12 protein-coding genes are annotated in these 14,943 nt (G+C 69.1%); 7 read left to right on the plus strand and 5 right to left on the minus strand.

Annotated features, from left to right (window positions below):
- Positions 1-186 precede the first annotated feature (186 nt).
- From ACQHIV_RS40815 to ACQHIV_RS40830, 4 genes are all read left to right on the plus strand, one after another.
- Entirely contained in the window at positions 187-3,048 is a 2,862-nt protein-coding gene (locus ACQHIV_RS40815) for a S8 family serine peptidase (protein WP_427889924.1), read from the plus strand.
- A 91-nt stretch (positions 3,049-3,139) separates the two neighbouring features.
- A complete protein-coding gene (locus tag ACQHIV_RS40820) occupies positions 3,140-4,222 on the plus strand; it encodes a chitinase (RefSeq protein WP_427889926.1) in 1,083 nt (360 codons plus the stop codon).
- A 103-nt stretch (positions 4,223-4,325) separates the two neighbouring features.
- Positions 4,326-5,987, plus strand: coding sequence for an FAD-dependent oxidoreductase (locus tag ACQHIV_RS40825; RefSeq protein ID WP_427889928.1), 1,662 nt, complete (start codon positions 4,326-4,328; stop codon positions 5,985-5,987).
- Positions 5,987-7,453, plus strand: a complete 1,467-nt coding sequence (locus tag ACQHIV_RS40830) for an ATP-binding protein (RefSeq protein ID WP_427889930.1) — start codon at positions 5,987-5,989, stop codon at positions 7,451-7,453. The genes ACQHIV_RS40825 and ACQHIV_RS40830 overlap by 1 nt, the downstream gene beginning before the upstream one ends.
- On the opposite strand, the gene ACQHIV_RS40835 is transcribed toward ACQHIV_RS40830, so the two are convergent.
- On the minus strand, positions 7,450-8,355 hold the full coding sequence (locus tag ACQHIV_RS40835) for an alpha/beta hydrolase family protein (protein WP_427889932.1): 906 nt from the start codon (positions 8,353-8,355) through the stop codon (positions 7,450-7,452). The genes ACQHIV_RS40830 and ACQHIV_RS40835 overlap by 4 nt on opposite strands.
- A gap of 55 nt (positions 8,356-8,410) precedes the next feature.
- On the opposite strand from ACQHIV_RS40835, the gene ACQHIV_RS40840 reads away from it, so the two are divergent.
- Positions 8,411-8,941 carry a helix-turn-helix domain-containing protein gene (locus ACQHIV_RS40840; RefSeq protein ID WP_427889934.1) on the plus strand — a complete coding sequence of 177 codons (531 nt, stop codon included), beginning with the start codon at positions 8,411-8,413 and terminating at the stop codon, positions 8,939-8,941.
- On the opposite strand, the gene ACQHIV_RS40845 is transcribed toward ACQHIV_RS40840, so the two are convergent.
- On the minus strand, positions 8,935-9,564 hold the full coding sequence (locus tag ACQHIV_RS40845) for an MSMEG_1061 family FMN-dependent PPOX-type flavoprotein (protein ID WP_427889936.1): 630 nt from the start codon (positions 9,562-9,564) through the stop codon (positions 8,935-8,937). The two genes, ACQHIV_RS40840 and ACQHIV_RS40845, sit on opposite strands and share 7 nt — an antisense overlap.
- A gap of 51 nt (positions 9,565-9,615) precedes the next feature.
- Positions 9,616-10,425: a dienelactone hydrolase family protein gene (locus ACQHIV_RS40850; RefSeq protein WP_427889938.1), complete on the minus strand. Its 810-nt coding sequence runs from the start codon at positions 10,423-10,425 to the stop codon at positions 9,616-9,618.
- Between the two features lie 72 nt (positions 10,426-10,497).
- Here ACQHIV_RS40850 and ACQHIV_RS40855 point away from each other — a divergent pair, with 72 nt between their 5' ends.
- Positions 10,498-11,469 (plus strand): GlxA family transcriptional regulator, encoded by a 972-nt coding sequence (locus tag ACQHIV_RS40855; RefSeq protein ID WP_427889940.1) that lies wholly within the window; start codon positions 10,498-10,500, stop codon positions 11,467-11,469.
- On the opposite strand, the gene ACQHIV_RS40860 is transcribed toward ACQHIV_RS40855, so the two are convergent.
- Together ACQHIV_RS40860 and ACQHIV_RS40865 are read right to left on the minus strand one after the other, a co-directional pair.
- Positions 11,466-12,395 carry a sugar kinase gene (locus ACQHIV_RS40860; RefSeq protein ID WP_427889941.1) on the minus strand — a complete coding sequence of 310 codons (930 nt, stop codon included), beginning with the start codon at positions 12,393-12,395 and terminating at the stop codon, positions 11,466-11,468. The genes ACQHIV_RS40855 and ACQHIV_RS40860 overlap by 4 nt on opposite strands.
- Before the next feature lie 12 nt (positions 12,396-12,407).
- A complete protein-coding gene (locus ACQHIV_RS40865) occupies positions 12,408-13,028 on the minus strand; it encodes a bifunctional 4-hydroxy-2-oxoglutarate aldolase/2-dehydro-3-deoxy-phosphogluconate aldolase (RefSeq protein ID WP_427889943.1) in 621 nt (206 codons plus the stop codon).
- A 126-nt stretch (positions 13,029-13,154) separates the two neighbouring features.
- On the opposite strand from ACQHIV_RS40865, the gene ACQHIV_RS40870 reads away from it, so the two are divergent.
- Entirely contained in the window at positions 13,155-14,942 is a 1,788-nt protein-coding gene (locus ACQHIV_RS40870; RefSeq protein WP_427889944.1) for an exo-alpha-sialidase, read from the plus strand.
- Position 14,943 lies beyond the last annotated feature (1 nt).

Genomic DNA, 14,943 nt, shown 5'->3' on the forward strand with positions numbered 1-14,943 from the left:
GCAGTGGGGTTGCCCTGGAAGCCCTTCGAACGATACAAATCAGCCTGACCTTCGCCGGTGTCGCTCGGGGTGCGCCGGATCCGCTGGTGGCGAGACGGGGCCTGCTCCGGCCGCCATCACTCGCCTGTCTGCCTTCTCCTTGGAGGTTCGGTGTCACTCCGACCTGTTCACCTGCTGCGTCTGGTCATGCCTGCGGCTCTCGTCGCTGCCGGCTTGATCGCGCTCACCGGCTCGTCCGGCACTGCGGCACAGTCCGGGCCGTATCGGCCGCCTTCCGCGGTCCCGCGGACACCGGCCGCGCCGCAGTTCGAAGCCAACGCGGCCGTGGTCAAGTTCAAGGCGTCCGCGAGCACGGCCGATCGGGAGGCTGCGATCACGATCCTCGGAGCCACGACCGAGGATTCCCTCGGGGCCGGATTCGTCCGCCTGACCAGTGCCGACACCGCACCGGAATTGGTGAACAAGGCGAAGGCCCAGTCTGCTGTCGAGTTGGCATCGCTGAACTACAAGCGGTGGATCACCGCTGTGCCGAACGACTCCTACTACCCAGTCCTCAACGGGGCAGGCCAGGCGTCGTACCTGAACACGATTCGCATGCCACAGGCATGGGACGTGTCGCGGTCGACCGGAAACCAGGTTGTGGCGGTGCTCGACACGGGTGTCGATGCAGGTCATCCGGATCTCGCGGGCCACCTGGTGCCTGGGTACAACGCGGTGTCGGCGACCCGCCCGAATCCGGTGGACGACAACGGCCACGGCACGATGACGCTCGGCATCATCGCCGCCGCCGCGAACAACGGGTCCGGCGTGGCGGGTATCGGCTGGGCTGCGAAGGCGATGCCGGTCAAGGTTCTCGACGCGAACGGTGAAGGTTACGACGCCGACATCGCGGAGGGTATCGACTGGGCTGTGGCCCATGGTGCGAAGGTCATCAACATGTCCCTCGCCGGCCCGGACGACGATCCTGTCCTGCACGACGTGGTGAAGCGCGCCGTTGCGGCGGGCGTCGTGGTGGTAGCCGCGTCCGGGAACAACGGCGACGCCGTTCCGCAGTTCCCGGCGGCGTACGCCGAGGTGATCGCAGTGTCCGCAACGAATCAAGGCGGAGAGCTGACGAGCTTCAGTTCGTACGGCGACTGGGTGGACCTCGCCGCTCCGGGCTGGGACATCGTGACGACCGGAGTCCGGTCGATGACCCCCGCGGGCCGGGCCCCCATCTGGCTGTGCAGTGGGACGTCGTGTGCGGCCCCGATCGTCGCCGGGGTAGCTGCCCTGGTCAAGAACAAGTGGCCCACGTTCACCCCTGCCCAGGTTGCCGCCCGGCTGCGGACGCTCTCCAGGGACGCCGGTCCTCGGGGTATCGATCCGTACTACGGCGCCGGCATTGTGGATGCTTATGCGGCGCTCGGTGGGCACTGGGCACCGGACTTCCCGATCAATCCGGCGGACGGCAACGATCAGCCCTTGCGCGCGACGAAGATCGCAGGTCCTGCATGGGGACAGCTCGCCGAGGTCACTGCCGACATCAGCACCGAGGGCGAGTCCGACTGGTATGTCGTCGACTGGGGGACGCCTATCGGGTTCCAGACCTGGGTGACCGGCCCGGTGTTCGACGAGGGGCACTCCGCGAACCTCGGCCCTGTGATCGACGTGTATGACGCGAACATGAACCCGCTGAAGCACGCGGAGAAGCCGTTCCCCGACATCGATCCCGCGACCGGTCGTCCGGCGGCGGCCACGCTGGTGGCGGCGGTCGACGTCCCGGAAAGCACGAGCCTGACCTACATCAGGGTCCGCAATGCCAACGGCTCGCGCGACACACGGCCCTACAAGCTCAGTGTCTTCGGACAGGGCGCGGGCGGCGGTCCGACGGCCCCTGTCTACCCGATCTCGGATGTGCTGCCGGCCGACCTCTCCGGCGGGGCGTCGCTCAGCGCGCGACCGACGGTCACCTTCGCCTCGGACGTAACGGCGAGTACCGTGACCGCAAGCACAGTTCGGTTGTACAACGGCAGGTCGGGTGCTGCGGTGCCGGCAGACCTGACCTACGATCCGGCGACGCGCAAGGCAACGCTCGCGCCGTCGATGCCGCTCCTGGATGCAACGCCGTACAAGATCCTCGTCGCAGGCGTGCAACAGGGCGGGCGCGTCCTGCCGACGATCAGTTCGGTGTTCACCACGGTCGACGTGGCTCCACAGAAGCCGAGCACGTTCAGCGGAGCCGGTGCGTACCTGGCGGCGAACCTCGCGTGGACGATTCCTTCGACCCCCGATTTCGATCAGGTGGTGGTCAGGCGGAATCCCGGGAGCAAAGCTCCGACGCCGACCACGGGCACACTGGCGTACGCCGGTGCCGGCACCGCGGTGAAGAACACCGGTTTGGCGCAGGGGACCACCTACACGTACGCCGCGTGGGTGAAAGACCGTGCAGGTCACTACAGTCCGGCGGCGGTCAAGCAGTTGCTGGGAATGAAGTCCGGGATCAGTACCAGTTCGACACTCATCAGCTATGGAGGGTCGATCACGCTCCGGGGAAGCTCGGTGCGGATCGACAACAAGGCGTACGCCGGGCTGCCGGTCAATGTGTATGTGCGGCCGAAGAACTCGTCGAAGTTCGCGTTGCTGGCGGCGTTGAAGACGACGTCGACGGGGACTGTCACGGTGGCGCACAAGCCGTCGGTGTCGTCGGTCTACATGCTGACGTTCCCGGGCAACGCAGACCTTATGGGTACGCGTACGGCGGACATCACCGTGCAGGTCAAGCCGACGATTTCCGCGACGCTTAGTCCGGCCTCGGTGAGGTTGGGGCAGGCCAGTGCGGTGAGTGGGTATGTCGGGCCGGCGCATGCGGGGCAGGTGGTGTATCTGCAGCAGTACGGGAGCAAGGTGTGGAAGTCCGTTGCTTCGGTGAAGCTCAGTGCTTCGGGGAAGTACGCGTTCGGGATCAAGCCGACGGTCCGGGGGCAGATTGCTTATCGGGTCTGGTTCCCGGGGGACGCTGATCATGCGCAGGCGTACACGGTGAACAAGGTCCTCAGCATCAGCTGAAGCCAGCGGTGCGGCGGGTATCCGACGGGGTCGGGTACCCGCCGTTCGTATGTGTTGACCGAGGGTTACGGAACGTCTCTACTTAATGGCCATGCGATGGCTTGCGGTGGTTGTCGGGGTGTTGCTGACCGGTGCGGCGTTGCCTGCTCAGGCGGAGGGGGCGTCGGCCAAGCATGCGTTGATCGGGTATTTGCATGCGAGTTTCGGGAACGGGGCCGGGTATGTGCGGATGGCCGACGTGCCGGACGCGTGGGACGTCATCGACCTGGCGTTCGGGGAGCCGACGAGTCCGACGTCGGGGGAGATTCGGTTCAATCGCTGTCCGGTGAGCGAGTGTCCGGAGATGGAGAGTGATGCGGAGTTCGTGAGTGCGATCCGGGCCAAGCAGGCGGCCGGGAAGAAGGTGCTGATCTCGATCGGCGGGGCCAACGGGCAGGTGCAGCTCACGACGACGGCGGCGCGGGATGCCTTCGTCAGCTCGGTGGGGGCGATCATCGACAAGTACGGGCTGGACGGGCTCGACGTCGACTTCGAGGGGCACTCGCTGTACCTCGACGCCGGCGACACCGACTTCCGGAATCCGACCACGCCGGTCATCGTGAACCTGATCTCGGCGCTGAAGGCGCTCAAGGCGCGGTACGGCGACAAGTTCGTGCTGACGATGGCGCCGGAGACGTTCTTCGTGCAGGTGGGGTACCAGTTCTACGGCGGGTCCAACGACAACCGCGCCGGGTCGTACCTGCCGGTGATCGACGCGGTGCGGGACTTCCTGACCGTGCTGCACGTCCAGGACTACAACTCCGGGCCTGTGATGGGGCTCGACAACCAGTACCACACCATGGGCGGCGCGGACTTCCACATCGCGATGACCGACATGGTCAAGGCCGGGTTCCCGGTCGGTAACACCGGCCGGACGTTTCCGGGGCTGCGCGACGACCAGATCGGTTTCGGGCTCCCGGCGGCGGTCAGCGCGGGCAACGGCTACACCGCCCCGGCAGCCGTGCACGACGCGCTCGACTGCCTGGTGAAGGGCCAGAACTGCGGCGGCTACAGCCTCCGCGGCGGTCCTTCGCCCGGGCTCCGTGGCCTGATGGCGTGGTCGATCAACTGGGACCACTACTACAACTGGGAGTTCCAGGACAGCCACGCGCCGTACCTCGACGCCCTGCCATAGGCCGCCCCTCGCACCCGGTTCGTGTGTCAGCCCCGCGCGGGCCGGGTGTGGGCCTGTGGATTACCGGTCCCGGTTTGTGGGTTGTCGCTGGTATGAAGGAGGCATGACAGCGTCAACGACCCGCGCGGTGATCCTCACCGTGGACGACGATCCCGGCGTTTCCCGGTCGATAGCCCGTGACCTCCGCCGCCGGTACGGCGAGGACAACCGCATCGTCCGGGCCGAGAGCCCGGCGCAGGCGCTCGACGCGCTGAAGGAGCTGAAGCTGCGCGGCGAGCCGGTCGCGCTGCTGCTGGCCGACTACCGGATGCCGCAGATGTCCGGCATCGAGTTCCTCGAGGCCGCGATGGACCTGTTCCCGCTGGCCCGTCGCGTGCTGCTGACGGCGTACGCCGACACCGACGCCGCGATCCAGGCGATCAACGTGGTCGACCTCGACCACTACCTGCTGAAGCCGTGGAACCCGCCGGAGGAGAAGCTGTACCCGGTGGTCGACGCGATGCTCGACCTGTGGAGGGCGACCCCGGAGCCGTCCGGCGACGAGACCCGGGTGATCGGCCACCGCTGGTCGGCGCCGTCGTTCGCGGCCCGCGACTTCCTCGCCCGGAACGCCGTGCCGTACCGCTGGCTGAACGTCGACGACGAGGAGGCCAGGCGGCTCCTGGACGCGGCCGACGTGGACGGTACGACGCTGCCGGTCGTGATCACGCCGGACGCCACCGTGATGGTCGCGCCGTCCGAGGCCGAGCTGGCGCAACGCGTCGGCCTGACCACGGCGCCGGCGCAGGACTTCTACGACCTGGTCGTGGTCGGCGGCGGACCGGCCGGGCTCGGGGCCGCCGTGTACGGCGCCAGCGAAGGCCTCCGGACCGTCCTGGTCGAGCAACTGGCGACCGGCGGCCAGGCCGGGCAGTCGAGCCGGATCGAGAACTACCTGGGCTTCCCCGACGGGGTGTCCGGCGCGCAGCTCACCGACCGGGCCCGGCGGCAGGCGGTCCGGTTCGGGGCCGAGCTGCTGACGACCCGGCAGGTGGTCGGGCTGGAGACGCTCGGGAACGCCCGTCGGCTGAGGTTCGCGGACGGCAGCGAGATCTCGGCGCATTCGGTGATCCTTGCGACCGGCGTCTCGTACCGGACTCTCCAGGCCCCCGGCGTCGACGACCTGTGCGGCCGCGGCATCTACTACGGCTCGGCCACCACCGAGGGTCCGGCGTGCGCGGGCGCCGAGGTCTACATCATCGGCGGGGCGAACTCGGCCGGCCAGGCGGCGGTCTATTTCTCCAGGCATGCGAAACGCGTGCATATGCTGGTCAGAGGACCATCGCTCACCGCGACGATGTCGTCGTACCTCATCGATCAGATCGACGCGATCGACAACATCGAGGTGCACACCTGCACGCAGGTCGTTTCCTGTCTGGGCTCGGAGCACCTGGAACACCTCACCCTGCTGAACAGCGAGACCGGGGAGAAGCGCGAGGTGGACACGGAATGGATGTTCGTGTTCATCGGCGCGGCGCCGCGGACGGACTGGCTGCCCGGTGACCTGCTCCGCGACGAGCGAGGCTTCGTCCTCACCGGGCCAGACCTGCACGGCAGACCGCCGGGCTGGGTGCTGGAGCGGGAGCCGTACCACCTCGAGACGAGCATGCCGGGCGTGTTCGCCGCGGGCGACGTACGGGCCGAATCGGTGAAGCGGGTCGCGTCGGCGGTCGGCGACGGGGCGATGGCCGTGACACTGGTGCACCGATACCTGGAGATGCTCTGATGACTGACCAAGCTGTGGAGCCGCGGCGGCTGACTCCGGACGAGCTGCGCACGCTGTTCCTGTTCGAGAGCCTCACCGACGAGCAGCTGCGGTGGCTTTCCGAGGCCGGGTACGTCGAGGAGGTCCACGACGGCATCGTCTTCAACGAGGGCGACGAGGCGACCTGCTGCTACGTCCTGCTCACGGGTGAGATCCGGCTCTGCAAGCTCTCGCACGGCGAGCTGGTGGAGATCAACCGGACCGCCCAGCGCGGGGTGTACTCGGGCGCCTTCAACGCGTTCTTCGGCGCCAACGACCACAAGTCGTACACCGCGACCATGCAGGTCACGCAGCCGTCGGAGTTCTTCGTGATCGGCGCCGAGACGATGGCGACGATGATGAACACCTGGTTCCCGATGGCGGTGCACCTGATCGAGGGCTTCGTGATGGGGATGCGGCGGACCAACGAGACGCTGGGGGAGCGCGAGCGGCTGCTCGCCCTCGGCTCGTTGTCGGCTGGGCTGACGCACGAGCTGAACAACCCGGCGGCCGCGGCGGTCCGGGCCGCGGCGACGCTGCGGCAGCGGGTCTCCGGGATGCGGTCGAAGCTCGCGATGCTCGCCGACGGCACGCTCGACGCGACCAAGCTGCACCAGATCGTCGCGCTCCAGGACGACGCGGTCGAGCGGCTGGAGAAGAACAAGGACAAGGACGTGCCGCCGCTGGAGCTGTCCGACCGCGAGGACACGCTCACCGACTGGCTGGACGACCACGACGTGCAGGCGAGCTGGGACGTCGCGCCGGTGCTGGCGCAGGCCGGCCTCGACGTGCCGTGGATGGAGGAGGTGCTGACGGCGGTCGGCCCGAAGTACCTCGAAGGTGCCGTCCGGTGGCTGATGTACACGATCGACACCGAGTCGCTGATGAACGAGATCGACGACTCGGTCACCCGGATCTCCACCCTCGTCGGTGCCGCCAAGCAGTACTCGCAGATCGACCGGGCGCCGTACCAGACCGTGGATCTGCGGGAACTGCTCAAGTCGACGCTGGTGATGATGTCGGGCAAGCTCCAGGGGTACCAGATCGTCAAGGAGTTCGACCCGGAGTTGCCGGCGATCCCGGCGTACGCCGCGGAGCTCAACCAGGTGTGGACGAACATCATCGACAACGCGGTCAGCGCGATGGGCGGTTCCGGCACGCTGACACTGCGGACCCGGCGGGACGGTGCGTACGCCGTGGTCGAGATCGGCGACACCGGTCCGGGGATCCCGGAGGAGATCCGGCGGCGGATCTTCGAGCCGTTCTTCACCACGAAGCCGATCGGCGAGGGGACCGGCCTCGGGCTCGACATCTCCTGGCGGATCGTGGTCAAGAAGCACCACGGCGACCTCCGGGTGGAGTCCGAGCCGGGCCGCACGGTCTTCAAGATCGTCCTCCCACTCGAGCCGGAACGCGAGCTGGAGTCCGACCCGGCGCTGCTTGCTTAGGGCAACCAGTCGGTGATGATGGTGACGACTGCCGGGTCCAGGTTTCCGGGGAGCTGGTAGTCGGCCATCGTGGATGGGCCGGTGCCTCGGAAGAACAGGTGGTTGTCCTCGTCGAGGACCTTGATCGTGGCGTCGGGTAGTCCGGTGCGCCAGCCGGGGAGGTCGTCGGCGACGGTGACCTGGTAGTCGCGACCGCCTTGCAGGACGAGGATCGGTACGTCGAGTTTCGCGGCCGTGGCGACCGGGTCGTACGCGCGCTGGTCCAGCCAGAACGACGCCGGCATACCGAACGGCAGGTCCGACGCCGGGGTGTCCGGGGTGACGGTGTCGGCCGCGATCGCCTGGCGTTCGAAGAGTTCGACGGTTCCGGGTGGGACGGCCTCGGGGTTCGTCCGCGCGAGGTGGCGCATCACCCGCACGGCGCCGTACTGCATCGGCTGGGTGTCGCCGGCCATGATCACCACGCCGGCCACGAGCGGCTCCTCGGTGGCGATCCGCGGGGCGATCTTGCCGCCCATGCTGTGCCCGGCGAGGACGACCTGGTCGACGTGTTCGGCGAGCAGCCGGACGGCGGCGAGCCCGTGCGGGACGTACTCCGACGTCATCGTGTAGCCGGGTGCCGCCATCGCTTCCGGGCGGTTCGAGGTGATCTTGTCGAAGCGCAGTACCGCGACGCCGTGGGTCGCGAGGCCCCACGCGAGGTCCTTCAGCGGCTTGTTCGGTCCGCTGGTTTCGTCGCGGTCCCAGGGGCCGCCGCCGGTCAGCAGGACGACGCCGCGGCCGGTCGGTTCCGCGGGCAGGGTCAAGGTGCCGGGGACGGTGCGGCCGTCCGCGTCGAGGGTGATGTCGCGTTCGGTGAAGGTGGCCGGGTCGGCGTACGGCGGGGGAGTCCAGGCAGTCATCGCATTACCTTTCTCATGGTTTGAGAAAGGTAGCACGACGTGAGATCGTTACGCCATGGGTCCGTTGGAACTGCTGGGACATCCGGTGCGGTTGCGGATCGTGCACGCCTTGCGCGGCGGCCGCGAGCTGACGACCGCCGAGCTCGGCGAGCGGATCGCGGACGTGTCGAAGGCGACGCTGTACCGGCATGTCGAGCTGCTCGCGGAGGGCGGGATCCTCGAGGTCGCGGAGGAACGGCGGGTCCGCGGCGCGGTCGAGCGGCGGTTCCGGCTGCGCTCCGAGCGGGCCTCGATCACGCCGGAACAGCTCGCGGAGTTGACGGTCGACGACCACCGGCGCGGGTTCGCGACGGCGATGGCGGCGCTGCTCGCGGAGTTCACGGCGTACACCGAACGCGACGGGGCGGACCCGATCGCCGACCTGGTCGGCTACCGGCAGCACGGGATCTGGCTGACCGAGGCCGAACTCCACCAGCTGATCGAGGGCCTGCGGGCCGCGATCCTGCCGGTGCTGTCGCACGAGGCGACGCCGGAGCGCTCGCGCTACCTGCTCAGCCCGATCCTGTTTCCGGCCGCGGATCAGTAGAGCTGGGCGTCCAGGACCTCCGGACGGTTGCGGGCCTCGATCGACTCCAGCGATTCGCCGCGGCGCCACAGGGCCTGGGCGATCTCGGCGTACGGGCGGACCGCCTGGGGCTGCCAAGCCCCGGGTTTCCAGGTCTTCGAGCGGGCGAACGCCTTGGCGCAGTGGAAGAAGACTTCCTCGACGTGTACGACGAGGGCCAGCCGCGGGCGGTGGGAGCGGACGATCATGTCGTCGAAGAACGGCCCGTCGGTGACGAGCCGGGCGCGGCCGTTGACGCGCAGGGTCTCGGGGCGGCCGGGGATCAGGAAGACCAGGCCGGCGTGCGGGTTCTCGAGGATGTTGCGGAATCCGTCCATCCGGCGGTTGCCGGAGCGTTCCGGGATCGCGAGGGTGGTGTCGTCGAGCACCTTCACGAAGCCGGGCGGGTCGCCCTTCGGGGAGACGTCGCAGCTGCCGTCGAGGGCCGACGTACCGACGAAGACCAGCGGTGATCCGCCGATCCATTCCCGGTGTACGTCGTGCAGTCGCGGCTCGACCTTGTCGCGGACGATCGGGTCCGGCGTACCGAAACCCTCCAGCTCGTCGACGCTTCGTACCGCGGGCAACTCGTCCCACCTGCTCAACACACACCTCCGCACTCGACCATCTCGTGTGTACTAAGACGTCCCGGCCCCTCAGGCTGTGACACCCAACGTGGTGGACAGGAACGCGAGGATCTCGTCCCGGGCCCGCACCGTCGGATGACCGGCTTCGTCGACGAGGTGGGCCGTCACCACGCTGTGCGCGCACCCGACGACGTCGCGGAAGAACGGCGGCGGCTCCGGATTCGCGACCTCCGCCGGCAGGACGCGTCCGATGAACGCGCCACCCAGCAACCGCTGGTACGCCGCGAACCGCCGGCCGGTGCACCACCGATCGCCCTCGAACCGGTACGCCAGCACCCGCAGGTCCTCGCGCCGGAACCGTTCCGCGAGCGACGCTGCATCCGCGGCCGAGAGTTCGAGCTCACCCGGCGCGTCCAGCGGAAGCGACGGGTGGTTGACGACCGGCGCGATCACCGCCGGTTCCACGGCCATGGTGAGAGCGAAGTTGCCGGTGAAGCACAGCCCGATCGCGCCCACTCCGGGTCCGCCCGCTTCGGCGTGGGCGATCCGGGCGAGACCACGGAGCCAGCTGCTGACCGGACTCGTGCCACCGCCGGCGAAGGCGCGGAACTCGGCGCTCACGCAGGCTCGCCGGACGACCTTCTCGCCCGCCGCGGCCGTCGGATAGGCGCCGTCGACCCCGAACAACGACGGTACGAACACGGTGAAGCCGGCGTCGCGCACCCACCGCGCGAGCCGCGCGACGTCGGGGCTGATGCCTGGCATCTCCGGCATCACGACGACGGCCGGTCCGGTCCCGGTGACGTGCACCGTCTTGGCGACGCCGTCGACCTCCACGACCCGATGGGCGAAGTCCTCCAGGGGATCGTCACGCGTCATGCTCCGAGACTGTCCGGCCCAGGCCTTGACGACCACTGGCGAGATCGCCAAGAAGCTGGCTAATCTCGCCACATGCTCCGGCTCTCGGTCCTCGCGTACCCGGGCTGCTTCGCGTCCGAGGTGTACGGCGTCCCCGATCTGCTCACGATGGCGACCCGCGTCGCACAGGTGCGTGGCGCGTCCGATCCGGCGTACGACGTGCGGATCGTCTCGCCGCGGCACCGGGTACTCGCTTCGGGGGGCGTGCGGATCCCTGTGTCCCCGCTGCCGGCGTCGGACGTCCTGGTCGTGCCCGGCTTCGAGGTCGGGCCGGCCGTCGACGTCGACCGGGTGCTGTCCGGTCTGGGGCCGGAGTTCGCGGCGATCCGCGCTCACGTGGCCCGGGGCGCTGCTGTCGTTTCCCTTTGTCTGGGGGCGTTCCTGCTGGCAGAGGCGGGTGTGCTGGATCGTCGTACCGCCACCACCTCCTGGCTGTACGCCGACCGGCTGGCGCGCCGGTATCCGGAGGTCGACGTGCGCGCCGATCAGTTGGTGGTGACCGACCGGGGCGTGACGACGGCCGCGGCGTTCAGCGCGATGTACGACTTCGCGCTCACGCTGATCCGGTGGCACAGCGGCGAGTCCGTCGCGCGGACCACCGCGCGAATCGCGCTGATCGACGACTCGCGGACCTCGCAGACGCCGTACGTCGACCACTCGGTGCTGCCGGCCGGGGGCTCGATGTTCGCCGATGAGGTGAAGCGATGGCTGGAGCAGCACCTCGATGACGCGTACGACCTGCAACGGCTCGCCGATGAGGTGAAGGTCAGCTCCAGGACGTTGCTCCGGCGGTTCGGTGAGACGACCGGGATGACGCCGCTCGGGTATCTGCAGACGGCTCGGGTACGGCGGGCCGGGCACCTGCTGGAGACGACCGGCCGGACCGTCGCGCGTATCGCCGGGGAGGTCGGGTACCGGGACCCGGCGTCGTTCAGCCGGCTGTTCCGACGCCATACCGGCAAGGCACCGGGGGAGTACCGGGCTCAGTTCCGCCGCGTGGTCTAGCGCAGTGCGGTGCCTTGCGCGTGGGACAGGAGCGTGAGGTCCTCGCGGGTCGGGAGCGATTCCCAGTCGCCGTACGCCGTGACGCAGAAGGCGCCGGAGGTGGTGGCGCGGTCGAGGCGGGCCTCAGGGGAGAGGTTGTCGAGCGTCGCAGAGAGGTAGCCGGAGACGAACGCGTCGCCGGCGCCGATGCTGTCGACGACGGTGACGGGGAGCGCGGGGCGGTGGATCGTGAGCGGTTCAGGTGTACGGGTGTGGGACCAGGCACCCTTGCCGCCGGCGGTGACGACGACGGTGTGCACTGTCCGCAGCAGATCGGCGATCGGGTCTTCGGCGTCGGTGAGCAGGTCGAGTTCGTCGTCGGAGGCGAAGACCGTGTGGACGTGGGGGAGGAACTCGCGGAGCGCCGCCGCGGCCTCGGGGCGGGACCAGAGGCGGGCGCGGTAGTTCACGTCGAGCGAGACCTGGGCGTCGGTCGTCCGTACGGCGGCCAGCGCGGCGGCCCGCGCCGTCTCCGAGAGCGCCGGGGTGATGCCCGTGATGTGGATCAGGGTCGGCGAGAGCGCGGCGATCGCGGCGGTGGTCTCGTCGGGCGTGAGGGTCGAGGCGGCGGAGCCGCGGCGGTGGTAGCTGACCCGGGTGATGTCGTGCGACGGCTGGTCGAACGCGATGAACCCGGTGAACGCGTCGTCGGCGAACCGGACCCGGACGTCGACGTTCTCGGCGCGCAGCGTGCGCTGGATCAGCCGGCCTGGTTCGTCGTTGCCCACGGCACTCAACCAGGTGACGTCGTGCCCGAGCCGGGCCACGCCGATCGCCACGTTGCTCTCGGAGCCCGCGATCGACAGTTGCGCGTCGCCGCCCAGCCGCATCGGCCGCGCGGTCCGCACCGACACCATCGTCTCGCCGAGCGTCAGCAGATCAGTCATTGGAGGGCCTCGTCAGATGTTGAGTTCGGTGCGGAACGTGCTTGCTCGGATCGCCAGTTCCGCGAGGGGGCTGCCGGTGGCGGCGTCGCCGAGGAGTGGGGAGCCGACGCCGACCGCGAGCGCGCCGGCTGCCAGGTACTTCGGGGCCGACTGGGCGTCCACGCCGCCGACCGCGATCAGCGGGGCGTCGGGGAGCGGGGCGAGGAGCTCGGAGAGGTACCCGGGTCCGTGCAGCTTGGCGGGGAAGATCTTGACCGCGGTCGCGCCGAGGTCGAGCGCGGCGACCACCTCGGTCGGGGTGAGCGCGCCGCAGAGCAGCGGCAGGCCGAGCTCGACCGAGCGGTGCGCGCCGCGGGTGATCGCGGGCGTGACGCTGAAGTCGGCCCCGGCGCCGGCCACCTTCTCGGCCTGCTCGGTGGTGACGACGGTGCCGGCCCCGATCAGGATGTGCGGGTCGTACAGCGAGCGCGCCTTCGCGATCGCCTCGACACCGCCGGGGGTGGTGAGCGAGATCTCGAGCGCGGTGACGCCCGCCTCGACGAGGGTCTCGACGCAGTCCAGCGCGGTGTCCGCGCGGTCGGCGCGGATGATCGCGAGCAGTTTCCGGCTCCGGAGTTCGGCAAGCAGATCCATGGTCCCCAACCTATGATACGAGTTAGACATAGGACGTCCCATGACCTCTGGCGTGGACGCCCGATCTGTGGCTGAATTACCTAGTGAACAACCGCCCCGTTGTTTACTTTCAGGAGGCATCCGCTCATGCCCAGGTTCACCGCCCTGGCGACGGCGCTCGTGCTGGCCCTCGCCGTACCGCTTCCATTCGTTCAGGCAGCCGTCACCACCACCGTCCTGTTCACCAAGGGAGATGCGGGCTACGGCTGTTACCGCATCCCCGCGATCGTGAAGACCAAGACCGGCGCGCTGCTCGCGTTCGCCGAGGCCCGGCGCGCCTGGTGCGCGGACTCCCAGGAGATCGACCTGGTGATGCGCCGCTCCGACGACGACGGCCGTACCTGGTCGGCCACCCAGACCGTCCTGTCCGGTACCGACTCCGACCCGAACGCGGTCGCCACCCGCGGCAACCCGGCCCCGATCGTCGACTACGAGACCGGCCGGATCGTGCTGCTGTCGACGATGGACCCCGGTACGACGAGCCGCCCGCGGACGCCGTACGTGCAGACCAGTGACGACGACGGCCGGACGTGGTCCGCGGCGAAGAACATCGGCGGCCAGATCGACGACCCGGCCTGGGGCTGGTACGCGACCGGTCCCGTGCACGGCATCCAGCTCACCCGCGGCGCCAACGCCGGCCGGCTGGTCGCGGGCACCAACTACGACAACGGCGCCGGGCAGAACGCGGGTCAGCTCGTCTACAGCGACGACCACGGCGTGACCTGGCACAAGGGCGCGACCGATCTGCGCTCGGACGCCACCCCGCAGGAGATCAGCGTCGTCGAGAAGGTCGACGGCGGTGTGTACGCCGGCGCCCGGAACAACGCCGGTACGTCGGGCGCGAGCCGGATGAGTGCCGTGAGCAACGACGGCGGCGAAACGTTTACCGCACCGTTTTCCACGATTGCCGGGCTGATCGCACCTGTTGTTCAGGGCTCGTTGCAGCGGCTCCGTGCGGTCGATCAGGGCGACAAGTACAACCGGATCCTGTTCGCGGCGCCGGCTGATCCGGATCGTCGGCGGTACCTGACGATCCGGTCGAGCTTCGACGAGGGCAAGACCTGGCAGAGCGTCGACGAGGGGACGCGGATCACCGACGACTGGTCCGGGTACTCGGACCTGGCGATCCTCGACACGGGTGAGATCGGCCTGCTGTACGAGGGCGGTACGGTCGACGCCCGCGACCAGATCAGGTTCGCCCGGTTCACCGAGAACGACATCGGCCACCCGGACGCTCCGCTCGGTACGACGACGCCGGACGTGTCCGGCCTGCACAACGACAGCTACCTGCACGGCGCTCCGGTCAGCGTCACCGGCAAGTTCGGGCAGGCGCGGGACCTCGACGGGGTCGACGACGCGATCCAGTTGCCGTACGCCGAATCGCTCGCGGTCGGCGCCGGCGACTTCACCGCGATGGCGTGGATCAGGTACGGCGCGTCGACCACGCCGCAGGCGATCCTCTGGGGCTACGGGATCAACGAGTTCTCGCAGTTCTGGCTGCGCGCCGAACCGGCCGACGGGCGGATCCGCGGGCTGATCACGACCGGTGGCAAGACGACTGCTGTTCAGACGGCCGGTGCGTACAACAACAACGCCTGGCACCACGTCGCGCTGCAGCGGAAGGCCGGCACGTTGTCGGTCTGGGTCGACGGCACGCAGGCCGCGAGCGTCGCCGCCCCGACCGGATCGGTCAGCCCGGGCCGGCCGTTCAAGATGTACGTCGGTCAGCGGCTGGACGGAGCGCATCACTTCGACGGGTCGATGGACGAGGTACGGCTCTACAAGCGGGCGTTGACGTCGGCGGAGCTCAACAGCATCCGCACCACCAACAGCACGTCGGTGCCCGGCGCTGTACTCGATCTGCCGCTCGGGTGAC

The organism is Kribbella polygonati (genome assembly GCF_050320105.1).
Lineage (GTDB): Bacteria > Actinomycetota > Actinomycetes > Propionibacteriales > Kribbellaceae > Kribbella.